This window comes from Rhizobium subbaraonis (assembly GCF_900220975.1).
Classification (GTDB): domain Bacteria; phylum Pseudomonadota; class Alphaproteobacteria; order Rhizobiales; family Rhizobiaceae; genus Mycoplana; species Mycoplana subbaraonis.
In genome coordinates this window covers 50,721-72,471 of the sequence record NZ_OBQD01000023.1, presented here as the reverse complement: position 1 = coordinate 72,471, position 21,751 = coordinate 50,721, and the positions used below count along the sequence as shown (strand labels likewise).

Annotated in this window: 31 protein-coding genes; 2 read left to right on the top strand and 29 right to left on the bottom strand. The window is 62.8% G+C overall.

Features of this window, described 5'->3' with window-relative positions; all coding sequences use genetic code 11:
- Positions 1 to 47: 47 nt before the first annotated feature.
- From CRO48_RS26305 to CRO48_RS26165, 28 genes are all read right to left on the bottom strand, one after another.
- Positions 48 to 464 (bottom strand): hypothetical protein, encoded by a 417-nt coding sequence (locus tag CRO48_RS26305; protein WP_097142738.1) that lies wholly within the window; start codon positions 462 to 464, stop codon positions 48 to 50.
- 54 nt (positions 465 to 518) lie between these two features.
- Complete coding sequence (locus CRO48_RS26300; RefSeq protein WP_097142737.1) at positions 519 to 1,610, bottom strand: phage protease; 1,092 nt, start codon at positions 1,608 to 1,610, stop codon at positions 519 to 521.
- A gap of 349 nt (positions 1,611 to 1,959) precedes the next feature.
- Complete coding sequence (locus tag CRO48_RS26295) at positions 1,960 to 3,264, bottom strand: phage head morphogenesis protein (protein WP_097142736.1); 1,305 nt, start codon at positions 3,262 to 3,264, stop codon at positions 1,960 to 1,962.
- On the bottom strand, positions 3,264 to 4,820 hold the full coding sequence (locus CRO48_RS26290; RefSeq protein WP_097142735.1) for a DUF935 domain-containing protein: 1,557 nt from the start codon (positions 4,818 to 4,820) through the stop codon (positions 3,264 to 3,266). Before CRO48_RS26290 ends, CRO48_RS26295 begins: the two co-directional genes overlap by 1 nt.
- Entirely contained in the window at positions 4,820 to 6,484 is a 1,665-nt protein-coding gene (locus CRO48_RS26285) for a hypothetical protein (protein ID WP_245423676.1), read from the bottom strand. The genes CRO48_RS26290 and CRO48_RS26285 overlap by 1 nt, the downstream gene beginning before the upstream one ends.
- Positions 6,477 to 7,118, bottom strand: coding sequence for a phage protein Gp27 family protein (locus tag CRO48_RS26280; RefSeq protein WP_097142734.1), 642 nt, complete (start codon positions 7,116 to 7,118; stop codon positions 6,477 to 6,479). Before CRO48_RS26280 ends, CRO48_RS26285 begins: the two co-directional genes overlap by 8 nt.
- A 3-nt stretch (positions 7,119 to 7,121) precedes the next feature.
- Positions 7,122 to 7,433, bottom strand: coding sequence for a VpaChn25_0724 family phage protein (locus tag CRO48_RS26275; RefSeq protein ID WP_097142733.1), 312 nt, complete (start codon positions 7,431 to 7,433; stop codon positions 7,122 to 7,124).
- A 5-nt stretch (positions 7,434 to 7,438) separates the two neighbouring features.
- Complete coding sequence (locus CRO48_RS26270; protein ID WP_097142732.1) at positions 7,439 to 7,768, bottom strand: DUF2730 family protein; 330 nt, start codon at positions 7,766 to 7,768, stop codon at positions 7,439 to 7,441.
- Positions 7,765 to 7,989, bottom strand: coding sequence for a TraR/DksA C4-type zinc finger protein (locus CRO48_RS26265; protein ID WP_097142731.1), 225 nt, complete (start codon positions 7,987 to 7,989; stop codon positions 7,765 to 7,767). Before CRO48_RS26265 ends, CRO48_RS26270 begins: the two co-directional genes overlap by 4 nt.
- Positions 7,986 to 8,516 carry a hypothetical protein gene (locus CRO48_RS26260; RefSeq protein WP_097142730.1) on the bottom strand — a complete coding sequence of 177 codons (531 nt, stop codon included), beginning with the start codon at positions 8,514 to 8,516 and terminating at the stop codon, positions 7,986 to 7,988. Before CRO48_RS26260 ends, CRO48_RS26265 begins: the two co-directional genes overlap by 4 nt.
- The gene (locus CRO48_RS26255) at positions 8,513 to 9,340 is read right to left on the bottom strand and encodes a peptidoglycan-binding protein (protein WP_097142729.1); all 828 of its coding nucleotides are present in this window, start codon (positions 9,338 to 9,340) and stop codon (positions 8,513 to 8,515) included. Before CRO48_RS26255 ends, CRO48_RS26260 begins: the two co-directional genes overlap by 4 nt.
- Positions 9,341 to 9,419: 79 nt before the next feature.
- Positions 9,420 to 9,839, bottom strand: coding sequence for a hypothetical protein (locus CRO48_RS26250; RefSeq protein ID WP_097142728.1), 420 nt, complete (start codon positions 9,837 to 9,839; stop codon positions 9,420 to 9,422).
- A 205-nt stretch (positions 9,840 to 10,044) separates the two neighbouring features.
- Positions 10,045 to 10,794 carry a methyltransferase gene (locus CRO48_RS26240; RefSeq protein WP_097142726.1) on the bottom strand — a complete coding sequence of 250 codons (750 nt, stop codon included), beginning with the start codon at positions 10,792 to 10,794 and terminating at the stop codon, positions 10,045 to 10,047.
- Between the two features lie 4 nt (positions 10,795 to 10,798).
- Positions 10,799 to 11,032: a hypothetical protein gene (locus CRO48_RS26235; protein ID WP_097142725.1), complete on the bottom strand. Its 234-nt coding sequence runs from the start codon at positions 11,030 to 11,032 to the stop codon at positions 10,799 to 10,801.
- Complete coding sequence (locus CRO48_RS26230; RefSeq protein WP_097142724.1) at positions 11,032 to 11,670, bottom strand: regulatory protein GemA; 639 nt, start codon at positions 11,668 to 11,670, stop codon at positions 11,032 to 11,034. Before CRO48_RS26230 ends, CRO48_RS26235 begins: the two co-directional genes overlap by 1 nt.
- Complete coding sequence (locus tag CRO48_RS26225; RefSeq protein ID WP_097142723.1) at positions 11,667 to 11,861, bottom strand: hypothetical protein; 195 nt, start codon at positions 11,859 to 11,861, stop codon at positions 11,667 to 11,669. The genes CRO48_RS26230 and CRO48_RS26225 overlap by 4 nt, the downstream gene beginning before the upstream one ends.
- Complete coding sequence (locus CRO48_RS26220; RefSeq protein ID WP_097142722.1) at positions 11,858 to 12,787, bottom strand: DUF5131 family protein; 930 nt, start codon at positions 12,785 to 12,787, stop codon at positions 11,858 to 11,860. The genes CRO48_RS26225 and CRO48_RS26220 overlap by 4 nt, the downstream gene beginning before the upstream one ends.
- Positions 12,780 to 13,013 carry a hypothetical protein gene (locus CRO48_RS26215; protein WP_097142721.1) on the bottom strand — a complete coding sequence of 78 codons (234 nt, stop codon included), beginning with the start codon at positions 13,011 to 13,013 and terminating at the stop codon, positions 12,780 to 12,782. Before CRO48_RS26215 ends, CRO48_RS26220 begins: the two co-directional genes overlap by 8 nt.
- The gene (locus tag CRO48_RS26210) at positions 13,010 to 13,423 is read right to left on the bottom strand and encodes a hypothetical protein (RefSeq protein WP_097142720.1); all 414 of its coding nucleotides are present in this window, start codon (positions 13,421 to 13,423) and stop codon (positions 13,010 to 13,012) included. Before CRO48_RS26210 ends, CRO48_RS26215 begins: the two co-directional genes overlap by 4 nt.
- A 9-nt stretch (positions 13,424 to 13,432) precedes the next feature.
- Entirely contained in the window at positions 13,433 to 14,086 is a 654-nt protein-coding gene (locus tag CRO48_RS26205; RefSeq protein ID WP_097142719.1) for a DUF3164 family protein, read from the bottom strand.
- On the bottom strand, positions 14,086 to 14,391 hold the full coding sequence (locus CRO48_RS26200) for a hypothetical protein (RefSeq protein WP_097142718.1): 306 nt from the start codon (positions 14,389 to 14,391) through the stop codon (positions 14,086 to 14,088). Before CRO48_RS26200 ends, CRO48_RS26205 begins: the two co-directional genes overlap by 1 nt.
- Positions 14,388 to 14,585, bottom strand: coding sequence for a hypothetical protein (locus CRO48_RS26195; protein WP_097142717.1), 198 nt, complete (start codon positions 14,583 to 14,585; stop codon positions 14,388 to 14,390). Before CRO48_RS26195 ends, CRO48_RS26200 begins: the two co-directional genes overlap by 4 nt.
- Positions 14,582 to 14,881, bottom strand: a complete 300-nt coding sequence (locus CRO48_RS26190; RefSeq protein WP_097142716.1) for a hypothetical protein — start codon at positions 14,879 to 14,881, stop codon at positions 14,582 to 14,584. Before CRO48_RS26190 ends, CRO48_RS26195 begins: the two co-directional genes overlap by 4 nt.
- Positions 14,881 to 15,903: an AAA family ATPase gene (locus CRO48_RS26185; RefSeq protein WP_097142715.1), complete on the bottom strand. Its 1,023-nt coding sequence runs from the start codon at positions 15,901 to 15,903 to the stop codon at positions 14,881 to 14,883. Before CRO48_RS26185 ends, CRO48_RS26190 begins: the two co-directional genes overlap by 1 nt.
- 75 nt (positions 15,904 to 15,978) lie before the next feature.
- A complete protein-coding gene (locus CRO48_RS26180; RefSeq protein WP_245423675.1) occupies positions 15,979 to 18,018 on the bottom strand; it encodes a transposase domain-containing protein in 2,040 nt (679 codons plus the stop codon).
- The gene (locus CRO48_RS26175; RefSeq protein ID WP_097142714.1) at positions 18,018 to 18,476 is read right to left on the bottom strand and encodes a hypothetical protein; all 459 of its coding nucleotides are present in this window, start codon (positions 18,474 to 18,476) and stop codon (positions 18,018 to 18,020) included. The genes CRO48_RS26180 and CRO48_RS26175 overlap by 1 nt, the downstream gene beginning before the upstream one ends.
- Positions 18,473 to 19,294, bottom strand: coding sequence for a ParB N-terminal domain-containing protein (locus CRO48_RS26170; protein ID WP_097142713.1), 822 nt, complete (start codon positions 19,292 to 19,294; stop codon positions 18,473 to 18,475). The genes CRO48_RS26175 and CRO48_RS26170 overlap by 4 nt, the downstream gene beginning before the upstream one ends.
- A gap of 3 nt (positions 19,295 to 19,297) precedes the next feature.
- Entirely contained in the window at positions 19,298 to 19,654 is a 357-nt protein-coding gene (locus CRO48_RS26165) for a hypothetical protein (protein WP_097142712.1), read from the bottom strand.
- A 213-nt stretch (positions 19,655 to 19,867) separates the two neighbouring features.
- On the opposite strand from CRO48_RS26165, the gene CRO48_RS26160 reads away from it, so the two are divergent.
- Positions 19,868 to 20,224, top strand: coding sequence for a hypothetical protein (locus tag CRO48_RS26160; RefSeq protein WP_097142711.1), 357 nt, complete (start codon positions 19,868 to 19,870; stop codon positions 20,222 to 20,224).
- Positions 20,225 to 20,374: 150 nt separating this feature from the next.
- On the opposite strand, the gene CRO48_RS26155 is transcribed toward CRO48_RS26160, so the two are convergent.
- Positions 20,375 to 20,707 (bottom strand): helix-turn-helix domain-containing protein, encoded by a 333-nt coding sequence (locus tag CRO48_RS26155; protein ID WP_097142753.1) that lies wholly within the window; start codon positions 20,705 to 20,707, stop codon positions 20,375 to 20,377.
- Between the two features lie 127 nt (positions 20,708 to 20,834).
- On the opposite strand from CRO48_RS26155, the gene CRO48_RS26150 reads away from it, so the two are divergent.
- Positions 20,835 to 21,347, top strand: coding sequence for a helix-turn-helix domain-containing protein (locus CRO48_RS26150; protein WP_097142710.1), 513 nt, complete (start codon positions 20,835 to 20,837; stop codon positions 21,345 to 21,347).
- The last annotated feature ends 404 nt before the right edge of the window (positions 21,348 to 21,751 follow it).

Sequence of the window (21,751 nt, the reverse complement as noted above, 5' to 3'; positions counted from 1 at the left end):
AAGACCTTCGAGGCGGTTTCGAGGAGGAGTGACGGGACGGTTGGCGGCTAGTCGATGCCGACCTTCACCCAGACGCCCAGGCTGTCGACCATGACAATCTTGCCGGCGATCGAGCGGGTGTTGGTGGCATGGGTCTTGGCCACGGTCTGGTCATCGACGATGTAGCAATCGTTTGCGACATCAGCGATCGTGATGAGGTCGGCCGAGGCCGAATTGGCAAAGCGGTAGATGCCCGGCCGATACTTGGCGGACTTCGCGCCGGCGGCGCCGCCGCTGTTGTCCACCTGCTTTTCGATGCGGCCGGCTGCCTTCAGCGTCGTCGAAGTCGATCCGGGCACGAGATAGCCGGCAGCGTTGAAGCAGCCGAGCGAGCCGCCGAAGAGCTTCGTTGCGGCGGCGACGCCGGCTTCATAGACACCGCCTTCAAGGCGCGGCGTGTTCCTGTCCTGGGTAAGCGCGGTCATGGCGCCGGGTCTCCTGTAGGAAAAGAGGGAAGTCGGGAAAGCGCGAAAGAGAACTCAGAGCGCGGTTTCGCGTTCGGCCTTCAGCGTCTCGGCGTAGGCCTTGGGGTCGACGCCCATCAGCTGGGCAATGTGGCGCTGCCCGTCGTCGAGCGTGACGTTTCCGTCCTTGTCGAGGGTGGGGGCTGCGGCGGTCGCGGCCGACGCCGAGCCGATGACCGGCAGGGCGCCGATTTCCTTTTCGACGCGGGCGGGATCCTGCGCATGCATGGCGATGTAGTGGTCGCGCAGAGGCTTGACGCCGACGCGGCCCTTCTTGATCTCGCCATCAACGAAGGCGGTTGCCTTTTCGGTTGCCGTAGAAGTCCGGAGTGCGGCGAACTTGGTGCCGAGGTCGGCGAGCTCCGACTGGAGGGCGGTGATCACCGCGCCGTCACTGGTCGAAGTCTTCAGACGTTGGACGCCGGCAAGAACTGCGGCGGCATCGCTGCCTGCGGCGACGCCGGCGGCTGCGGCGATCGGGTCCAGGGCGGATTGCAAGGCGGTCTGGTCGCGGCGACCAACGGCGGCAAGCACGTCGGCCTCGCTGGCGGTTTCGGGCAAGCCGAGGGAGGCGGCGAGCTTTTTCAGGAATTCCATGGGTTGCTCCTGGTGAAGCGCGGTCAGCCCGCGCAGGTTCGGTTTGTTGACGAGGGAAGCGCGAAGGATGGCGGTCACGAGACCGTCCGCGCGGTGGCTGATGACCGGCGAGATGTGCCGGTAGGCGCGGTCGGCCATGAGGGCGGCGCCGGCTTTCGTCCATTCGACCTTGCCCCAGATGCCATCGTCGCGGGCTTGAAGATCAGTGATCCACCCGCGCGCCGGCGCCGGCTCGCCTTTCGGGGCTGCAAGGTCGGTGGAGTGGTTTTCGTCGAGGACCAGGCGCGCGCCGTCCGCCGCCTGCAGGCTGATCCGGGCCAGCGCTGCGGCATCGGCCACCCGGTACGGGCCGCGCCCATCGAAGGTGGACAGCAGCTGGCCGGTTGGGACGAGGTGGATCCATTCCGGCGCGTCGGCGGCGTCGTCGGGCAGCGCGACAGCGGAGCAGAGCGCGACGCTCGAAGCGGCGTCGGAAGCGGAATGAAGCGAGATGAAAGAGCGGTTTGTCATGCCCGCTATCTAACGATGCGGGCCGGGGCCAATCACTGATCTGAAATCGGACTGGCAGTCGCCTGAATTGCTGTCCGGCGTAGGGAAATGATTACAGTGCGACCTGCCACGTCACAATGGGGAACGGCATCAATTTTGAAGCCGCTTCAAAGCCCATAGACGCGCATGACGGGTAAAAACGGCCAACGGGGCAGCGGAAGCGACAAACGCGCTGTGTGGCCGATTATTGCGGTTCGGGTGGCGCCGGCGTATATTGGGTTGTGATCGCCATGGTGTCCGGGAAATTCGCACCGGTCGGGCGCCCGGTTTACCGGCTGTCCAACGAGGATGTGGCGTACCTCCTTGGCGATCACATAAGCTCCCCTGAAAGAACAACGTAAGTGTTCACGTCCGTCAAGACGCGCAGTTCCACGAGCCCGGCCGTGCGGATCGAGTTTGAGACGACCGCCTGCCTTCCTCCCGGAGCTTTTGCCTTCTCTGCGTAGTTCAGGCGGACGACAAGCTTGCCCTGGCGCAGCGATCCCGGCGCATCGAAGACGTACAGCAACTCGCCGCTCCGCAGATCGAGCAGGATCGCCCGCGGCGATGCCAGCATGTCGGGCATGGATTTCAGGATCTCGGAGGAGACTGCCTGGTTGCGCGCCTGCTTGGCGGCGCGAACCATATGCCGGACCTGCTTTTGTGTGATGGTGATGGCGGCACTGACGGGATCGATGCCGCGCGCTCGGAGCGCCTGAAGCGTTTGCGGATCGATGACGCCGGCGACGACCATCGCCGGATCGATCGCGCCGCCGGCGGCTGCCTGGTCAAACCAGTCGGGAAACTCCCGCGCGGTCGGGCGGCGCAGAAACGTCGGGAGAGAGCCTGCCGCCGCTCCGAGATCCGCGGGTGCCTCGATCAGCTTCTTGCCCGCCTGGAGCGCTTTCCATCCAGCTTTGCCGGGATTGTAGGCCCAGCCCGGATCAATGCCGTCAGGAACGCGGACCACTTCGCCGGTGCGCTTGTTCAGGTAGTCGCGATAGGTATCCTCGGGAGGATCGAACTTCAGGTCTTCGCCCTCTGCGATCAGCTGGTCGACCTCGTAGCGCGACAGGCTCTGCAGGGTGCAGCGGCAGTTCCATCCGCAGGGCGGCGCCCATTTGTCCCAATAGGGATGATCGACGGGCAGCACGAGATTGTGTCTGGCCCGGTGCGCCGGCCGGGTGCGATCGTCGAGAATGCAGACATAACGGAGGAACGGCCGTGAGGCCTTGTTGCGCTCGAAACCCGCCCAATGACCGGCCGCGTAAGACACCCTCATATTGGTGTCGAAGATGATTTGAAGCCGCCTCGGCGTGCCGAGCGTGGCCATGACCATCTCGCCGGTCTGCGGGTCCATGACCAGCTTTCGGCCCCACCAGCCCTTTTCCTGAAGGACCGGCACCAGCTGCCGTGAGAACTGTTCAAGCGTCCGGCCTTCGGCCAGGGCGCGCATCATTGCCGCATCGATATCCTTGAGGATGTCGAAGCCGGCAGACTTCGCGACCGTGACCTGGGTCGCATGCTCCTGCTCGAACAGATCTTGCCAGGAGAAGGTTTCAGTCAGCGTACCGCGGCGGGCTTCATAAGCCGCAATCGCGTCGGCCGGCGGTAGCGGTTTCAGTTCGACCGCCATCAGGACAGGTCTTCGCCATATTCACCGGCCAGCCGCGCATTGAACGCAAGCCGCGCCAGCTGCTCGGCCAGGGCGTCGGCATCCATGGCACGGAAGTGATCGGCAAGAACCCGGCGGGCTTCCTCGACGGAGCCGGCGGCAGCGATCTTTTCTTCGAGCCCTTCGATCATAGGAGCGACAAGCGGCTCCCAGGCGTCGTCATCGAGCGCGGCCGCGGTTGCTTGATCGATGGCGTCGCGGCCGGTCGAGGTGCCCGCAAGCTGGAGTGCCGTCTTGTCCTTCGGATCGACCGGCGGCTGATCCTTGTCTTGCGCTGGCTTCGCCGGCGCACCAAGCAGCTCCTCGTCCTCGTCGGGATCGGGAATACTGAGCCTGTCGCGAACGACGGACATGCCGACCTTGCCGCCCATGCTGACGAAGGTCTTCACGTTGCTCATCCACTTGTCCGTGTCGACGGTCTCCGGACGCCCGATGCGGATCCTCGGATAGGCCTTCTGCGGTCCCCTGTTCAGGTCGATGTAGGGGCGGGCAAGATCGCGGGCGAGCGTCGCGCCGAGCTGCTTGGCGTCAGAGCGCTCGATATCGTCCTTCGTGCTGTTGTGGACCTTGCCGACCGCATAGCCGCCGGCGATCGCATCCGTGGTGCCCGTCTGGCCGAGCACGACTTTCGACACTTGCCGATCGAGCCAGTCGGAACGCTTTTCATAAAGGTCATGTGACCCGGCGAGATCGGCCTTGATGAACTCCACCGCCATGTTCAAGGGCACGATCGCCGAGTAATCCGCGCCGATGTTGGCGACGGCCTGGGCAAGGATTTCCTTGTCGCCTTCGGTGGCACCTGGTCCATACTTGCCGAGCCGCAACGGCTGGCCGTAGGCTTCACAGAAGATGGCCCAGTCCTTCGCCGTGAACGACTTGAACAGGAACGTCCAGCAGACGGCGCGGGCGATGCCGCCGCGGATGGGCAGCCCCGACTTCACCTTGGCCTGATGGAAAATCCATTTGAACGGTACGAGCGGCTGATGCTCGCCGGCCTCCCGCAGGAGCGGGATTTCGCCGGTGAGATCGTCGAAGGTGAACCACCGGGGATCGCGCCACTTCAGTTCCCGCGGCTCGTGCTGGCCTTCCGAGGAATCCCAGATGATTTCGGTGCATGAGAAGCCTTTGCCGATCGCATCGAGAATATCGACCATCTCGCTTTCGAAGGCATCTCGCTGCAGGAACGCACGGACCATGTCGGCATTGTCGATATCGGCGGCGGCGTCGCTCGCCGCTTCCACGGTGATCTCCAGTCCGGCCACCTGAAGCTTGCGAGCGCCAAGCACGCCGGCATAGTGAAGGTCGCGCTCTTCCATGTCCTCGGCAAGTTCGAGGTATCCTTCCGGATCGCCCTGCAGGCTGGAGCGCAAAAGCCGGGCAAGCTTCTGCGGCGTGAGGCCTGAAGCCTGATGGTCCATGTTCGGCCGGCGCACGCTGGTCAGCGTCGGCGCGGCCTGTTCCTGTTTCAGTTTGGCGGTGCTGACGGGATTGCCCCACTGGTCGAGAATCTGGGCCATCAGAAAATGCCTCGCGAACGGCGCATTGAACCCAGACGGGCGGGCGCATCGTCATCATGTTGGGAGTTGGCAGCGTCGAACCTGCTGGCCGTGGGCCGAACCGGCCGATAACCGTACTCAGTGAAATCGAGCTTGCTCGCATAGTAGGCAAGCGCGCCGGCCGGTGCGGTGTCGCCATGGCGGTTGTAACCATCGGCGCCCTTGGCGGAATAGTCGTCGGGCACCTTGACGATGCCATTCACATAGGCGAGCGCCTGGTGGTCGGCGAGCACGTCGGCGTCGAAGGGATAGAGTACACTCTTGTCGCTGAACGCTTCGATGTAGGGCACCATGTGCGCGGCGTACCAGGACGCCGACAGCATGACTTCCTGCATGCTCTCGCCCCAGCGCTGGCGCGCCTTTTCCGCCAAATACTGGCCGTTGCCGCGTGCGTCGAAGGCACCGGCCACACGGCGCGGCAGGCGATCGCCGATATAGAAGAGGATATCGCGCTGCTGGTCGAAGGGCACGTTCTTCAGCTCGACGATGAGGACGGCCCGGCGCACCAGGTCCAGGCCGATCTCAGGAACGACAAACGCCGTCTTGTCGCCCGATCGGGCAAAGTCACCGCCGATGCAGTGCTGAAGGCTGATGTCGAGACGTTCGAGACGAGGCCTCAAGACCGTCTCGCAGAATTCTAGGGTCTGCCGCTCGCGCTCGTAGTCGTCAAGGTTCTTGAAGTCGTCGGGCCGATCCCACCGGATGACCGGCGGCAGGTCGCGGCTCATGCAGCTTTCAATGAGGACTCGAGAGAGGGCCGAACCCTCGGCCTCGGCCGGGATCGCGTCGAGCTCCTGGCGCATCTTGGCGGTACGCGTGCCATAGGCCGAGCGGATCTCCGCTTCCCAGGCTTCCTGCTTTTCCTGCGACCACTCATCGCCTTTGATCAGGCAGACGCGCTTGTAAAGACCGTTCTGCACGGCATCGCCGAAGCTGAAGGTGTGGACCTTGAAACCGTTCTTCTTCGCCTCGGCTTCCTTGATCAGCTCGTTGAACGGGTTGGTGATGCCGTTGTGCGACGAGATGATCCTGATCTTGCCGCCCCAGATCAGCAAAGCGCCGACAGCGTCGATGACGTCGCGGACGTCCCGGTGGAACGCCGCCTCGTCGATAACGACCGTGCCCTGAAGACCGCGGATGTTTTCCGGGCGGGAGGACAGCGCCTCGATGCGGAAGCCTGAGGCGAACTTGATGATGTAGCTCGATATCGCCTTCGTGGAGCCGTCTTCCTTCTGGTCGAAGAAGATACCGTCCTCGATCGTGAGCAGCTCGCCGGCGACGGTCTTTGCGAAATGAGCCGCATAGCCGATGAACTCGCGGCCCTTCGGCTTGCTGTCGGGGATGTAGAAGACGTTCTGGCCGCCGGCCGAGCGCTTCGCGGCGGCGATCAACGTGCAATCCAGCGCCTCGGCGAACGTGATGCCCGTGCGTCGGCCCTTGGCGCAGATCTTCAAGGTGCTGTCGTCGCCGATCCATTCGGCCTGGTGGGCCATCAGGACGCCTTCGGCCAGGGGATCGAAGTCGTCGGGAACGTCGCCGCCGCGGGGCAGCGCGCCGGGGATTTCTTCCGGGTCTCGGGCCATCACGGGCGGGTCGCGCCACTCGCCTTTGGGGAGATCAACCATCCTGGTCCTCGGCCTTCTTCTTCGGTGGCCGGACGCCGAGGAACTTTTCCTTGGCGCGCTTGATCGCAGCCTTCGACACGCCGGGCTCGTTCTCCAGCATGTCGAGCGCGGCCTCGGCCTTCTGTTTCATTTCCTCTTCGGCCTTCCGGGCCTTCTCTTCGGCCTGAAGCTTCTGACGCCGGCCGGTCGAGGCGTTTTCGGCCTGGGCAATGCGAAGCAGGGAAGCGGCCGCGTCACGGGCTTCCTCGAAGGTCACGGTGCGATCGGACGCCGCTTCCATTGCCTGGAGCACGAGCGTCTTGAGCATGCGCGTGGACGCCTGGGTGAGCTTGTCCGCGTCGGCGCCGTTCGTCCTGTCAACGATGGCGTCAGCAATCATCTGGCTGCGTTGCAGCTTTTGCGTCAGCTTGCCGAGGCGGATGTTGTGCCGATTGAACGACGAGAAATGCGGGATGTCGAAATCGAGACCAAGCTCGCCCTGCAGGGCAATGAGCTTGTCGCGGAACTCGGCATAGATGTCTGTCTGGCTGCGCTTGCGCTCTGCCAGCTCCTGCGACGCCCAAGCGACAACGCCTTCGCATTCTTCGGGCAGAAGGTCGATCGAAGACAGGCGCGGACGAGTGTGCGGAGCCATGGTCTACTCCGCGTCGCCGGGCGGCTGGATGCCGGCAAGGTGATGTCGGCCCTCGACATGATCGCGGCCGGCGCGGGTGAGAACGGCGCTGGTCTCGGTGCCCTCCGTGCGCGTTTTGATCGCGCCGGCGTTCTCTTCCATCCACAGCAGCTGATTGCGGATGTAGTCGCGCGACTTTCGGTAGGAGAAGCGCTCCAGGCTCTTCTGGATCAGGAAGGTATTGGTCGAGCCGCCGGAACGGGGGTCGGCCAGATCCTTCAGGATGATCAGGCGAATGTTCTCATCCACCCACTTCTTGTAGTCGTCCGGGACCATGTCTCTCAGCCCTTCTGCTTCAGGAGGAAATCTTCGACGCGGCGCGTGGCGCGCTCGGTTGCCTCCGAACTCTTCGCAATGCTGGCGATCTGCCCCTTCATGTCGGCCATATCGACCTGAAGGCGGTTGACGGTTTCCTTGTCGGGGAGGTGCGCCATGTTCGTTTCGAGCGACTTGAGGCGATCGGAGTGATCGTCGACCTTTTCCTCAATCTTCGCGATGTGCTCGGCGTTCTTCTTGCTGCCCGAGCCGATGAACAGCACAACAGACGTGCCGACGCTGATGAAGAGTGCAATCAGTCCGAGCCAATCCTTGAGGGCGGCGATATCGATCATCTGTGAAACTTCTCCGCCTCAAGCATTTCCTGGCATTCGATGCACCGCTTGGCGAACGGCGCGGCACGGCGGCGTTCGATAGGAATCGGCCGATCGCATTCGACGCAAACGTCACTGCCGCGTGCGCGCACGACAGCGCTTGCGTCCGCCACAAGGGCGTCGCGCTCCTGCTGTTCGCGGAGCGCGGCGCTATCGAGAGAGTTATTGCCGCCAAAGTTCATGGAGACTTTTTCCACGTCTTCACGGCTTCGACGGTTTGGCGCCCGATCTCCTTGACCGTGTGCCCGCCCATGTAGAGCGAGATAAACCAGCCGGTGAGCGTCATCAGGGTCGGCGCGTCGATTGGCTCCAGCGCAATTCCGAAAGCCCGGACGAGCGGGCCGAGCAGGAACGCGTAGAGCCAGAGGAAGGCCAGCAGGTACATCCAGCCCCAGCGCCACGCCGACGCCCAGAAGCCCTCCGCCGTCTCGGCCTGAAGCAACGCGAACTGCCCGACCACGCCGCGCTGATACAGCTGGATCAGATCAGGCGTTGCCGCTTCCACGTCGCGGACGGCGTTGTCCAGTTCCTGCGGATCGACCTCCGGCAGCTTCTCCGGATCGACGCCGACACGCTCGGCGATATGGTCGATGACGGTTCCGGCAAGTGTGCCGGGCAGGCCGCCAACGTGCTTGCCCAGGATGGACTTGACGACAGGTGCGCCGACTTTGGCTGCGATGCCGGTGAGGGTGCCGATAAGGAGGCTCATGCCTGTTCTCCGAAGTAGGGCTGGAGGGCGGCAAAGGACTTGCTGCCGAAGATGCCATCAACGACGAGACCGTTCGCACGCTGGAAGCCCATCAGGGCGCCTTCGGTGCCCGGCCCGAAATCGCCGTCGATCGTGAGGAAGTAGAAGCCGGCGCTGCGCAGCGCGCTCTGAAGGCGGTCGACCGGCTCGCCCCTCATCCCGCGCCGCAGGACCGGGAAGTCCTGTTCTGCCGAAAGCGCATCGGCGACGAGGGTCTGGATGACGGGCTTTGCCCGGGCAAGAAAGCGGGCGCGATCGTCGAGGCCGTTCCTCCCGCCGTTGATGATCTTCGTCACGGCGACCAGGTCGTCGCGATCGGCGACTGCATTGAGCTTCTTGGTCTGCCAGAAGAAGATCACTGCCCAGCCGGCCCACGGCCATGTGGCGACCAGTTCGGGGGACGTTTCGAAGTCCGGAGCCTTGGGCGCGCGGGCGCGCATCCAGATCGTGAACGCGCGGTAGTTGGCACGGCCGGTCAGCTGGATCGGGCCTCTGCCCTTAAATCGCTTTCCGTCGCCGGTCTGGGTGTTGCCGAGATCGGCGCGCCCTTCATAGGCGGCTCCGGAGGCATACTCTTCGAGCGTGCAGAAACCGTCGCTCTCATGGGCGACCTGGGCGAGGAAGTGCGACACGCGTAACGCACTCGAAATATCCGCAACGGGCAGCAGGCTTGGCAACAGATCGCCGAACTTCTGGATGATGTCGGCTTGCGCGGCCGCCTTCAGCTTCGGCGCGATTGGCGCAATCGCCTTCAGCGTCGAAGCGGTGATACGGGAGGTGAGCATGGAAGGAACCCTTCAAGATGAACTTGAAGGGACAGTGGGCTGTTACGTTACCGCGATCACTAGACCGAAATCGGACTAGCTAGAGCAGTTTGCCCTGGTCGTCGTCTTCGTCGAGGAGATTGGCGATCGCCTTGGGGTTTCTGGCCCGATGCTCGATCACGGTGGAACGGGCCACGCCGGTGAGAGAGACGATCTTGTTAATGGAATACCCTCTGGCGATCAGATCGGCAAGCGCTCTTGCGCGACGACGCTTGTCGCCTGCCATGACGGGCGGAATGGTGATGTTGTTTCCGCCGAAAACGCCAACGAGGGCCAGTGCGCTTTCGTAGCTGATCAGGCCGGCCAGCCAATGGTCGCTATCGACCTTGACCGGGATATAGATCTGCTGCCCGGCCTTTTCGGTGCCGAGGATAAGTGCCGCCCGTTCACCCGCAACGTCGGCGATGCGGTTGAGAAGGGGCGTCATCCATGCGCGATCGGCCTGGGCAGCGTTGGTCACTGCGGCCTCCAGATGCCAAGCTTGGACTCGAGGCGCACTTGTTCGGCTGTCAGATTGATAACCCGCTGTTCCATGCGAATGCGGGAGCGGGCGTCACGGCCGCCCTTTTGAAGGCGCTTCAAAAGCTCTTCACGCTGGGCTCGAACCCGGTCCAGCTCGGAGCGATCGAAGAGAGGCAGGCAAACGGCGGCATGCATTCGGCTGGTCATATCGACACCTCGAATAGCGTGGGCGTTTCATTCTCTGATGCATTTTTCTTCTTGCGCTCGGCGGCGCGGCGGGCGGCTTCGCCCGGCGTGGCAAGCGCGCGATCGGCGTCGCGGGTGTAGCGGTCTTCCATGCCCGGCGGCAGGTGCCAGACCTCGGTGCGGCCGGCGTGCTCTTCGTCGAGCAGCCAGATGTACCAGGCGTAATCCGTGGCGCTGCTTGCCTCCGGATCCCAAACGCCCTCGATCATAGGGACGCGTTCGGCAAAGGGGCAGAAGAACCGGGGCGGGCACGGCCCGAAAATGGTGTCGTGCCGCTCCTGGCCGGTGATCCAGCCGAGACGGCAGAGGAAGGCAACGCCTTCCGTCGCGATCGATAGGGCGCGCTCAAGGAAGGTGGACGCGATCTGAAATGGTGGGTTGCAGAAAATCCAGTCTGGCAGCTGGTGACCATCGGCGAGAAGCGTCTCGCGGGTCTCGAATGTGAAGTCGCGGATCTCGGGATTGATGCCCCAATCGTGCACGTCGGACAGGTCAACGGCGCCGAAGGATTCCCGCAGCGCTGCAACCATGTGGCCGCCGCCGGCTGCAGGGTCGCGCACACGCTTGGTCTTTGTGTCGATGCCGTATGGGCGCAGCACCTCGTTGATCGGTGCGCGCGTCGCCCATGGCGGCGTCGGGAAATAGTCCAGCGACCCGCGAGGATGCGAGCGCTGGGCCATTACCGCCGAGGACGTGAGCGCGTTCATCCGGCTACTCGATCAGGCTCATGCCGCAATGCGGCATGTTTTCAGGGTCGGTGGGGTTGCCGCGGCAGAACATGCGAAGATGGTTTTTGGGACCAACCAGCGCGAACCGTAGGCTACCCCCGCAACGTGGGCACTCGGCAATTCGCTGCCGCTCGGATGCCGCGATCATTTCCCGCTTGTGCTGCAAGGCGGTTGTGAGGACTTCGCCGATCCGCTGGAGCTGCTCTTCGGAATTCATCACTTGCCCGCCTTCCTGGCGGCGCGTACGCGCTTGCCGAGTTCGTTCATGACCGTGATCCACTCAGCGCTGGTCAGATTGCGGTGAGTTTCATCCCGGTCGATGAGATCGGTAACGACGGGCCAGAAGTCGGATGCGCCGTTGGGGCAAAGGATCGCCCATTGTGCAGAAGCTATCTTGAAGGCATCGAGGTTCGCCCAGGGCGTGCCGGTGCGATCGTTGCTCCAGTCGACGCGTGCATCGCGCTTCATGCGCGCTTTGATAGCTTCGATGACGGCGCGAGCGTCTTCCCAATGGTGGACGAAGCGCACATCGTCCACCGGTGTCTGGCGTTTAACGAAGCCGATGAGCGCCGCATCGTCAGCGTCTGGAACAACTCCAAGGTTCCACGCGGCGATCCACAGCGCCTGCAGCTTCTTCGCGTATTTGCCTGTGAGCTGGCGACGGCCGCCTGGGCGACGATCGGCCGTGCTGAAGCCGAGGCGGCGCAGCTCGGTGACGACGGCGTCCTTTTCGGTCGAAGACATCAGCGTGAGGCTGGGCTTGCCGGTGACGCGCTCATAAATAGCGCGACGACCGTCTTCGTCGATGCCGAGCTGCTTGCAACCGGTGTGGATGGCGGCGATCGCGGAGGTCATGACAGCTTCCTTTCGAGAGTGGCGGCGAACATGTCGATGGACACGCTCGCCACTGGCATGGGGGCGCAAGGGTCATCGTCCAGGAAGAGCGCGAACCTTTCGCTGTCGCGCTGGACGATGCGGACGCCGTGCTCCTCAAACAGTTCGACGAGGGCTTCGACAAAGGCCTGCCGATTGGGGAAGTGTCTCATGCTGCACCTCCGATCGACTTGACTGCGGGAACGGTGGGAAAGGCGTCGTGGGTCACACCGTCGAGCATTCTGCCCGTGTGCTTCTTGCCAGCCCGAATCATGCTGTGTTCGGGGTCGAGTTCATCGCACCACATCGGGCGGTCCCAGAACTCCCATTCCTCTCCGTCCCATTCTGCCCACTGGTAGCGGCTGATTTCCGGGTTGTCGGGGAGGTCTACCGAGCCGAGCTGCGGAGCCCACTCGCCCCACTGCTTGAGGTGAAACGGCTTGCCGGCTGCAGCGGCCTGGTCACGAAGGCTGCGCATCCAGTCCGGGTGCGTCGGTCGTGCCTTGTGCCCGCCCTGGTCGGTCTCGCCGCCGACTATGATCCAGTCTGGCAGCCATGACGGCGTAGCGACTATCTCGCCGATCAGCGGTTCAAATGAGCCGAACGTGAAGAGCGGCTGCAACTCAATCTTCGCCACCTGGAGTGCCGGTAGGTTCTCGTCCGCACGGGGCTGATCTTCGCAGGTGGCGCCCAGCGCGGCATTTGCCGGCAGGCCGCCGGCCTCGTCCGCGAGCTTGACGATGTTCTGAGGCCTCTTCGTCAACAGAAGGTAGACGAGGTTCGGCGTCTTCCGCATCACCTCGAACGCGTCGGCTCGCCACTGCGGATCAACCTGATTGTCGAAGATGTCGGCAAGGCTGGCACAAAAAACAAACGGCCGGTCGCCATCTTTCTCGGCCTGACGCTGCCAGCGAACAGGATCGTTCCAGGTGTGCTTGCCGGTGCGGACGCGCGGATGGTTGCCCCACTGGACCTTGCCATAGCGCTTGTCCATGAGAGCCTCGGCATAGCAACCGTCGCAGGCCGGGGTGAGCTTGGTGCAGCCCATCCACGGGTTCCAGGTGTGACGTGTCCACGAGATGGCGGAGTTTTCAGCCATGATCGCCTCCGATCGCCACGCTGCCATCCGGGTTGAGGTAGCGGAGCTTCCAAGTCGGGTGATAGCTGCCCGCGTGGGTCTCACCGTCCAAACGGATTTTGAGCTTGGCGCTATAAGTGCCGATGATCGTGCCGAGGCGCGGGCCGGCTTTGTCGCCGGTGTATTCGATGCGGTCGCCGCGCTTTGCGGGCACACGGTAAGCATCGCGGATGTAAGCCATGGTCATGCCGCACCTGCCTGTGCCTGCTCGGCTTCGTGCTGAGTGCGAGCGATATTGATGACCGCCGGCCCGATCTCTTCGAAGTTTTCGACATAGAGATAGCCAACGCGGAAGTATCCCCAGCCACTCAGGAAGAACAGCCCGTCACGATTGTAGCGGCGAACGCAAACCTCATACTTGACGACAAAACCGCTGCGAGAGGCGGAAATTAGCGCCTCTGCCCAATCTTCCACGCCGTCGTCGTCATGCTTTAGTTCTGGCAGCGCTGCGAAAATTGGAAGTGTCGGCTCATCACAATCGTCGTAGAGCTCTCGCAACCATTCCGGAGGACTGTCAGGGGCCCCGATCATTCCAAGCGGGAAGATCCCGGCGACGCGAGCCTCTTCCTCGAATAGTGCCATGTTGTAGCTGGTCATCGCCGCACCTCACGCCTTGGCCAAGTCGATAGTGATGGCTGCCCAATGCGCATCGAGTGTCGGCCGAGCGTAGAAGCGCACATACTCCTTCGACCCGGTAACGCGGATCGAAGCGCGAATAGCTTCCATGGCCTTCTTCCAGCGCGTGTCGTCTATCTCCAGCCGCAGCAGCATGAACAGCTCGGACTTGTTGATCTGGCCTTCCTTGTCGGTGTTGAAGGCACGGGTGACGATCGTCTGAATTTCCGGCCGGCTCTCGATCGACCATTCATTCAGGCACTCGTCGATGAGCGCCTTGGCGATCTGAAGCTGCGGCCCGAACGCGATCTGGTCGGCGACCTGCACCTGGACACGCATCAGGCCGTCAAACGACTGATACGTCTTGTTGCCCTTCTTGCCGCCGATCGACGCCCCATACTCCTGGGCGAGCAGCTGATCGAAGGAGGAAATGTCCGCCATCGTATGGTCGCGGAAGCGGGTAATGCGTGCGCTGAGGTCGGTAGCGAAGGCGATGATCTTTCGCACCATCTCGTCCTCAAGCCTATCTTCGGGCTTGATGTTGACGGCGGGGACGAGGTTGCCCTTGGCATCGTGCATGTATTCACGGCCATTGACGATTGTGACGCCCTCGGCCGGCGTTTCTTCCAGGATTACAGCTTCCATTATTTCGGTCCTTCTCGGCTTTGGCGATAGGCACGGCGCAGTCCGGATGCGGCCGCGACAAGCGCGTTGATGGCGGGCACCTCGTCCCGCGTGTGTCGGGAGTTGTCGACGCGGGCGACGGCCCGCGTGACGTTCTTGATCGCCTGTTCGAGCGCTTCGTCGAGGCTGCGGCGCCGTTCTTTCGACGCCGCGGTTTCGCCGTTGATGGCGGCCATGCGATCTCTCACGATCCCGTCGATTTCCGGCGCAAGCCGGTCCAGCAGGACGTCCTTCGAAATAGCGAAGGTGAGATCGATGGCGCTCACGCGGCGCTCCCGCCATCGGTCGGCGAGCGCGGGAACGGCAGGATTTTCGCGCTAGTCCCGCAAGCGTCGCGCAGCTTCAGTTCGGCGAGGTCGAGATCGTCTTCCAACTCCTCCGCCATGGCGATGAAGGTATTGAAGCGCCGGATCAGAGCGTCACGGGTTTCTTTCAGGTGGTCGGAAAGATGCGTGCTCATCCTTTCCTCCCAAAATCCGGCCGAACGATCTTTCCGTCGGCATCTTCCGCCATGTGCTGAAGGTGTTCGGTCGCGAGGTTTTCGACGATCACGCGGCCCGAGCGAGCGACCTCGGCAAGGCGAAGCGCCCCGACTTCACGTTCCGTGACGGCCACCATTTTCCGAATGGTCGCGAGCCGTTCGACCAGCTTGTCGAAATCGGCGCCGGGGAAGCTGACCTCATCACCACCACAATGGGGGCTCAGTTCGCGGACGAGGGCGTCCAGGTGTTCGCTGGGGAGTGGGCGGGCGGCCATTATTCGCCCTCCACTTCGCGGTTCGCCCAAGCAGCTTCCAGATGCTTGCGCTCAAGTTCTGATGCCCGGCGCTGAGTGGCGAGGCAAGCCATCTTGATCGTGCGGTCGATCTGGCGGAGCGCGCCGCCCTTCTGGCCGATGCCGACCAGCGTCTTGACGCAGGAAGGATCGGTCACGCCCCATGCTTCAATGAAGGTGCGGATATCGGCGCCGAGACCCGGATCGCGTTTTAGATTCTTGTCGATACGGCTGAGGATCTGGTCACGGCTGGCGGTCTGGTCGATCGCCTGCGACATCTTCTTGCGAACTTCCTCGTTGCCCACCAGGGCGATGCCGACACGATAATTGTCGGAGAAGTACCGCAGCTGGTTGACGCTCTCAGCACTTGCGTGCTGCGCCTCATCGATGATGAGAAGCGCGCGATCGCCTGCCCGCGACAACCGCTCGCCGACCACATCCACGAGTTCGGCCGGATTGTAGACGCGCACCCCGAGCCGGCGGGCGAGCAGACTCATGACGCCGTGAACCGACTTCACCTTCGGGTTGAGGGTGACCATATGCACATGCGGCTTGACGCGATGATACTCGCGGCATGCTGTCGTCTTGCCTCGCCCGGCGACCAGGGTAATGGTCACGAATCCGGTCATGGTCTGCGCCAGAAGCAAGGTGGCGTGGATTTCCCGCGCGGCCAGCGTCCGCAGGAAGTTCGGCCCTTCGGGCATTGCAGCCTCGACCGCGGCGCTTTCCTCGACCGCGTCGAGCCAGCGCTCGACGATGCTGTTCTGGTTGTCGAGGACGCCCAGGAGGGTGCCCGACAACCACTGCGAGAACGAGCTTTCCGCCATGCCGATGCGTCGGCCCGTCTCGACTTTGGTCCAGCTATTTTTCGCTGCTATGGTGGCAACGCTCTCGCGCAAGCGTTCCCAAGTGGCCACTTCCTCGGCCGAGTGCTTGGCGACGAACTTCGCCACCGGTTCAGGCAGGTCCCATGTGGCAGGGATTGCATTTATAAGATCAAGCATTACAAAGGTTCCTATTGAGCTATCGATTGGGCGGGTTTCACGGACCCGCCCGATTTTTTGTCGGAACCGTACTCACTACTTTTCGGTTCTGCGCTTGCGGCCGGACGCGCGACTTGCCGGCCGATCCCCTTGCGGGAATGGTATGATCGAGCTGTCGCCCGAAATCAGGGAAAGGCCGCGGGCAAGCCCGGCCTCGTATTCGTCCGCCGTCATGACATCGGTATCCGCGATCGCCTCTACGGCGAGGTTTCCGGTCACGAGGCGGGTGATGGTGGGGCGGATCGGCTCGGCCTTGGCCGGCGTCTCGTCCATGTAGAGTTCGCCGAGTTGCGATGGCGTGAGCTGCTTGTGCAGCTTCGCCTTGGCCTTGTTGAGCTTGACGAGGTTGCGGCGGTTGCGCTCATGGCGGGCGGCCGCGGCCTGCTCGTTGAAGCCTGCTTTCTCGGTGCAGGGCGCATCGCAGATGAAGCGGCCGTCCGGATCATAGACCTTGACCGGTTGGTGCAGCTTGTCGGGATCGAAACGGACGGTCACATGTCGGCCCATCCATTCGTTCAACTCCGGCGCCCAATAGACGTTGCGCTGGAAGTGGATTTCTCCGTTGCGCGCCCGCGTCTTGATGACCTTCGCGGCAAGCATCCAGAGCGAGCGCTGCGCCTCTGTCGCCCGGCGCACGATCGTGGCGGGATGACGCATGCTTTCTGCAAACGTTTCGTCGAAGCTGCGGCCCTTCGCCGTCTCAGACCGGCGGCCGGGGCGGGCGTTGTGCTCGGCGATCCGCTCGGCCACATGCCGTTCCAGAACGTCGAGAGGGACGGCCCACTGGCGATAATTTTCGGGCTTGTTTTCCGGCTTGTTGCCCGTATAGGCGCCGGACATGGCAGGGTGCTTCGAGATCTCCTCGGCCAGATCCTTCCAGGCGCGCTCGATCGGCTTCGATTGGCCCGAATACGGCTTCGTGAAATGCGGCTCGATGTCGAGCGTCTTCAATAGACCGGCTACTTCGCCTTCGATCTTCTTGAACCGGTTGCGGCTGGCGGCGCGGCCCGAAATCATCTTCGACGCGAAGGCCCGACCGTTGTCCATGTAGAGGTGGTCGGGAATGCCGTAGTCTTCGACCATGTCGCCGACGCAGGCGCGCACGACGTCCCACGTCTCGGCCTCGCATAGCCGCCAGGACAGGATCTTGCCGGAGTAAATATCCTGAATGCCGAGCAGGATGACGCGATCCGTCACCTTGCCCGACGCTTCGGCGGACTTCCACGGCACCTGCACAAACAGGTCGAGCTTGTGGCCGTCGGTGTTGGTGATCTCCATCGCGTGCAGGTGCGACTTGGTGCGGATCTGGCTCGGATACAGCTGCTCGGCGCGCTTGCGGCCTTCCCGTGTCAGGATCTGCACCGCACGCGGCACTTCCGCTTCCATGCGACGGCGAAGTGTGCGCTCTTCGGGGATTGGGGCCCAGCCGTTTTTCTCGGCAGCAGCCTTCATGCGCCGGTAGCAAGACGAAAACGTCGGCTTTTCTGAGCGCAGGTAATCGGACTTCAGCGCAGACCATGCCAGTTCGTGGCAGGGTGCGGTGTTCGAAACGGTGCCGTCCTCGGCATAGGCAGGCGCGAGGGCAGGCAGCCAGTCTTCGCGAGGGACCGCAGAAAGCTTCTTCCGCAGGTCGTAATAGGTCGACGAAGATACCCCGAACTTCCGCAGAACCGGTGCCAAGGTCTCTTCAACAGTCAGCAGCGAACCGGCAGCTTCACGCTTTGCCAAGGCGTCTTCGGCAGAAATGATCAGCGCGTGGCGCTGATGCGCCACCTGCCGGTGTTCTTCCGTCATGGCCTCGAAGGTTTTCCAATAGAGAGCCCGGCGCGCCTCGCGCGTTTCGGCCAGCGTGGCGTCACGCTGCGCCATCTGTGCAAGCTTCGCCTGGGCAAGGCTAGGAAGCAGCGAGACATGATATTCCCACGCCGGCTTGGTGCTGGTCGGCACCTGCCGGGCAAGGTCCGGCCGGCTGCGCCAACCGGCCTCGTTCACGAGGCGCTTCAGGCTGGAAATGCTGGCGGGCAGACCCGGCAGGCGCAGATCGAACAGGGCATCAATCGTAAACCAGCGATCCATCAGCGCTTGCCCCGCGATTGCAGACGGATCGGTTTCGCCGTGAGCCGCTTAAGCTCCGCGTCGAGGCGCCGCCGCTCCTGGCGGCAGAAGGCAATCTCTGCGAGCACGGCCTCTTCGCCGATCAGCACCGTGACGCCCTGAAGGGATGCGGCCTCGTCCCAAAGCCACAGCGCATCGGTGGCGTGAGCAAGGGCGGCGAAGCGCGGCAAGGTGATATCGTGGTTCTTGCTCTCGGCGGTGTAGGCGTCCAGGCTGGCCTTGTTGATCGACGGGAGGCCTAGATATTGCGCCATGCGGGCGGCGATGGTCGGCCTGTCATAGGGGCATTCGCGGATGGCGCGCGCCATCGCCCGTTTCAGTTTGGCGCGGTAGCGGTCGAGGTCGAGTTTCTGCGCCGGGTCGCGAACCGGGAATACCGGTTCCAGGAAGAAGTCGAGCTGGGTGTGATCGCGCTTCATGCCGCGGCCTCCAGGAAGGAAAGGTCGGAGGTCTCGCCGATATGGTCGAGCACGCGGCGGATCGTGGCGTCGTCGGCCTTTTCGAGCAGCTTGCAGACCTTGGCGAAAATCGCCTCCTGCGCATCGACGACGGCCTTCGGAGCCTTGTCCGTCGCCAGAACTTTCTTCAGGTCCGGCTCGAATTTCAGCGCGGCGGCAATCCCGGTTTGCTCGTGAACTGGCATGCCGGCCAGCTTCAGCAGAAGCTTCTGATCGTGCTCATAGCCCGTGCCGCGCAGGGCGGCGCGCAGCATGGGGTGCAGCTTGAGGCCGATCTTTGTGACGTTCTTGTAGGTGCTCGCACCAAAGCCGAGGCGGTCTTGAACCCTCTGTGAAAGCTCCTTGCCGGGAGCGAAAATAACTGGCCAATCGTTGGCCTGTTTTTTCGGCCGCCCGCCCTTCGGGTCGATCCTGCCGTGTTTCTCTTCGAATATCTCGCGGAACTTCACGACGAAGATTGCGCGATCGAGTTTCGATAGATCGTTTCGAAATATGTTCTCAGAGAGTTCGATCAACTGCGCCTCGGCGGCGTCGGCCGAGACCACAATCGCCTCGATCTCCTCCCAGCCGTTCATCCGGGCAGCTTCCAGGCGGTGGCCGCCGGCAATCAGCGTATAGGGCGTCTTGCCACCACCGGCGGCGGGCGTCGCGCGTACGGTAATCGGGTTGATTAGGCCACGGTCGACCATGTTCCCGGCGATAGCCGCCGCGTGCTCTAGGTCCACCGGACGAGCACGGTCGCCGACAAGAATTTGGGTGAGGGGAATGGACTTAAGCATGGCTTACGCTGCTTCCTCTTGCGATGCGATCAGTGCCAGCAGCGAACGCGCGTGCTCCTTGATCGTCTGGTAATGGTTGGCAAAGCGCGGGTACTGCAGGCGGGCGTCGATGGTGCGCAGCGCTCGGTTGATGGCCTCGCGGGAACGCTCCTCCATCTCGACGACGCGCCGCTTCGGCCAGCCGCATTCCCGGATCATCAGGTGCATGACGACTTGGCGGGCGAGGGCGGCATCGAACCACTCGTGCGGCGGGTCGAGAATGTCCGCGGCGGACAGATGCGGGAAGCCATCACGCACCGCGACGGTGCAGACATGCATGCAGGCCTCATAGAGCGCCTTCTGGTCGTAACGGTTCACCATCACATCACCCGCATCACAAGAGAGGTGATCGCGGCCACAAGACCGGCCAGGGCTACGCAAAACAAAAGCACCTGGTCGGCTACCCGGCACACGGGTGAGCGGGATGGAATGAATGGGTTGCGGTTGTCTATTTCCGAGTGTCGTTTCGACATTGGCGAAGGCCCTGAAATCGGGGAGGGTCGGGGGACAGACAGCAAGTGAAAGGAATCGGGAATGGATGAAGATCGGCTGACGCGGGAGCAGATGTTGGAGGCGCGGATAGCCGGCCTTGAGCGCCGCATCGAGCAGTTGGAGCACTGGACGGGCGCTGATGAGGACGGGAACTGGACCGGAGCGGATGCGACTGTGGCAGATCGCTTGGAGATCCAGCAGATGATCATCATGCATCTGCTGCAGCATTTGCAGTATCTGATCCCCGAATTCACCGTTGAGAAGCTTAAGCGCGGCATCCACCTCATTGAGGACGGCATCCAGGCAGGCGCGTCGGCTGCTACCGATGCCCCGCCGGAAATCGTGCGATCAGTGGCTGAGAAGAGGCGTGAGATCATTGATGACTACCTTCCGGACTAGCCGAGGCAGCGGCGACCGCGGCCGAATAAAGCGCGGATATATCTTCGCCGGTGATGGAGCGGGCAGCGGCTTTTGCTGCGGCGGCATATGCTCGCCGCGCGCGCTTCTGGCGGGCGCTTGCTTCTCGTTCGTCGAGGTCCGCGCGGTCCATCACGCGGCCTCCTGCGCAGCATCCAAAGAACGACGGCGCGTATGGCGATAGTTCTCTGCCGGCTGGGGCGTGATGCGGCGGCCATCGGCGTGATAGCGCGTGCGCCAGAGATACTCGGGGCGGGTCTTAAGTGCCGCGGCGATGGCGCGCTCGCCCGCAAGATGGGGCTCGTGGACGGCATTGCCTGCCGTCCCTGCCGGAAGATTGTAGGCCTTGTCGATACCTGTAAGGGTGAGCTTCGCAAGGGTAAGGCGGCCGCGGATGCGGGCAACCTCTTCAAGACGGCGGCGTTCGGCGCGGCTGGTCTTGTCGCTCGTGGAGGCACGATGCATAAATAAATCCTTGATCCAGATGGGGAGGCCCTGGCCGGCCTCCTTTTTTGGGGTGATGTAGTCTGCGAACACAGAAAGGAGTAACCCAAAATGGGTGTCATGACAACACCCAAAATGGGTTCATTGAATGGCGACAGACAGGGAACTTTGGAAGGCTGCCGGCAAGCGCCTCGCTGCCGCGCGAAAACACGCCGGCTACGACCGACTGGCCTTCGCCAATGAAGTCGGGTTGGCGGAGCCGACCATCGCAAAGTATGAGCAAGGTGCTCGTGAAATACCGATTTCGCTGCTCCACTGGCTTTCCGAGAGCCACGGAGTGAACGGCAATTGGGTCATCACCGGGCATGGCAACATGCTCGGCGATCCGTCTAAGGGACCGGCGCCGAGCACCGGCGTCGATATCGTCCTGCTCCAGCAGCTCCACGACGCGGTCCAGGCCGTCTTCGTCGAGTGCAAGCAGACGCCGCCGCCTCGCGCTGTGACCGCCGAGGCGGGCGAACTCTACAATCAGCTGCTGGGGATGGTCGCGGACATTCGCGACAAGGCGGTGGTGACGGCTTTGATACCGGTGCTGCGCCAGCGCTTCAAGGAACGGATCGCTAATGCCGCGCCTGGTACTGGGAAACGCGAGGCCTCATGATTGTAAAACCATGTCTGAACGTTCGCGAATCTGGCGCAGAGCCGAGCGTTCCCGGTTATGCGAACCGGGTGAAATGCATCGACGAGATGGAAAGGGAAGCGTGAGCTTCCGAATGACTGGCGTATGCTGGTTATGCGATCAACTCTGAAATGCCCTCAAATGCCCATTAAGTATCTGTTAAGGCTAAGGTCTGGGCCAAAAGCATTCAAGAATGCTCTTAACCTCGTGGTAAACGCGGGAACTCTGGAGATTTGGACGCGTCGCCCTGGCCTCACTGCGATACCGGCAGTCGGCGCCGGAGCCGGGGGTTTATCACGCGCTTCACAGACACGCCGATGCGCTTTTAGCCGGAGCCTGGACATGGCACATCGCCCCCGGCCGAAAGGCCACGGCGAATGCGCCAG

Coding starts and splice junctions, on each gene's coding strand:
- CRO48_RS26175 (WP_097142714.1), bottom strand. CDS start 18,476: ATGAAGCGCGATCACACCCAGCTCGACTTCTTCCTGGAACCGGTATTC.
- CRO48_RS26230 (WP_097142724.1), bottom strand. CDS start 11,670: ATGACCTCCGCGATCGCCGCCATCCACACCGGTTGCAAGCAGCTCGGC.
- CRO48_RS26235 (WP_097142725.1), bottom strand. CDS start 11,032: ATGAATTCCGAAGAGCAGCTCCAGCGGATCGGCGAAGTCCTCACAACC.
- CRO48_RS26295 (WP_097142736.1), bottom strand. CDS start 3,264: ATGGCGGTCGAACTGAAACCGCTACCGCCGGCCGACGCGATTGCGGCT.
- CRO48_RS26195 (WP_097142717.1), bottom strand. CDS start 14,585: ATGAGCACGCATCTTTCCGACCACCTGAAAGAAACCCGTGACGCTCTG.
- CRO48_RS26150 (WP_097142710.1), top strand. CDS start 20,835: ATGGCGACAGACAGGGAACTTTGGAAGGCTGCCGGCAAGCGCCTCGCT.
- CRO48_RS26225 (WP_097142723.1), bottom strand. CDS start 11,861: ATGAGACACTTCCCCAATCGGCAGGCCTTTGTCGAAGCCCTCGTCGAA.
- CRO48_RS26185 (WP_097142715.1), bottom strand. CDS start 15,903: ATGCTTGATCTTATAAATGCAATCCCTGCCACATGGGACCTGCCTGAA.
- CRO48_RS26305 (WP_097142738.1), bottom strand. CDS start 464: ATGACCGCGCTTACCCAGGACAGGAACACGCCGCGCCTTGAAGGCGGT.
- CRO48_RS26205 (WP_097142719.1), bottom strand. CDS start 14,086: ATGGAAGCTGTAATCCTGGAAGAAACGCCGGCCGAGGGCGTCACAATC.
- CRO48_RS26160 (WP_097142711.1), top strand. CDS start 19,868: ATGGATGAAGATCGGCTGACGCGGGAGCAGATGTTGGAGGCGCGGATA.
- CRO48_RS26165 (WP_097142712.1), bottom strand. CDS start 19,654: ATGGTGAACCGTTACGACCAGAAGGCGCTCTATGAGGCCTGCATGCAT.
- CRO48_RS26290 (WP_097142735.1), bottom strand. CDS start 4,820: ATGGCCCAGATTCTCGACCAGTGGGGCAATCCCGTCAGCACCGCCAAA.
- CRO48_RS26270 (WP_097142732.1), bottom strand. CDS start 7,768: ATGATCGATATCGCCGCCCTCAAGGATTGGCTCGGACTGATTGCACTC.
- CRO48_RS26220 (WP_097142722.1), bottom strand. CDS start 12,787: ATGGCTGAAAACTCCGCCATCTCGTGGACACGTCACACCTGGAACCCG.
- CRO48_RS26260 (WP_097142730.1), bottom strand. CDS start 8,516: ATGAGCCTCCTTATCGGCACCCTCACCGGCATCGCAGCCAAAGTCGGC.
- CRO48_RS26275 (WP_097142733.1), bottom strand. CDS start 7,433: ATGGTCCCGGACGACTACAAGAAGTGGGTGGATGAGAACATTCGCCTG.
- CRO48_RS26215 (WP_097142721.1), bottom strand. CDS start 13,013: ATGACCATGGCTTACATCCGCGATGCTTACCGTGTGCCCGCAAAGCGC.
- CRO48_RS26265 (WP_097142731.1), bottom strand. CDS start 7,989: ATGAACTTTGGCGGCAATAACTCTCTCGATAGCGCCGCGCTCCGCGAA.
- CRO48_RS26240 (WP_097142726.1), bottom strand. CDS start 10,794: ATGAACGCGCTCACGTCCTCGGCGGTAATGGCCCAGCGCTCGCATCCT.
- CRO48_RS26280 (WP_097142734.1), bottom strand. CDS start 7,118: ATGGCTCCGCACACTCGTCCGCGCCTGTCTTCGATCGACCTTCTGCCC.
- CRO48_RS26155 (WP_097142753.1), bottom strand. CDS start 20,707: ATGCATCGTGCCTCCACGAGCGACAAGACCAGCCGCGCCGAACGCCGC.
- CRO48_RS26180 (WP_245423675.1), bottom strand. CDS start 18,018: ATGGATCGCTGGTTTACGATTGATGCCCTGTTCGATCTGCGCCTGCCG.
- CRO48_RS26300 (WP_097142737.1), bottom strand. CDS start 1,610: ATGACAAACCGCTCTTTCATCTCGCTTCATTCCGCTTCCGACGCCGCT.
- CRO48_RS26255 (WP_097142729.1), bottom strand. CDS start 9,340: ATGCTCACCTCCCGTATCACCGCTTCGACGCTGAAGGCGATTGCGCCA.
- CRO48_RS26285 (WP_245423676.1), bottom strand. CDS start 6,484: ATGGTTGATCTCCCCAAAGGCGAGTGGCGCGACCCGCCCGTGATGGCC.
- CRO48_RS26210 (WP_097142720.1), bottom strand. CDS start 13,423: ATGACCAGCTACAACATGGCACTATTCGAGGAAGAGGCTCGCGTCGCC.
- CRO48_RS26170 (WP_097142713.1), bottom strand. CDS start 19,294: ATGCTTAAGTCCATTCCCCTCACCCAAATTCTTGTCGGCGACCGTGCT.
- CRO48_RS26190 (WP_097142716.1), bottom strand. CDS start 14,881: ATGGCCGCCCGCCCACTCCCCAGCGAACACCTGGACGCCCTCGTCCGC.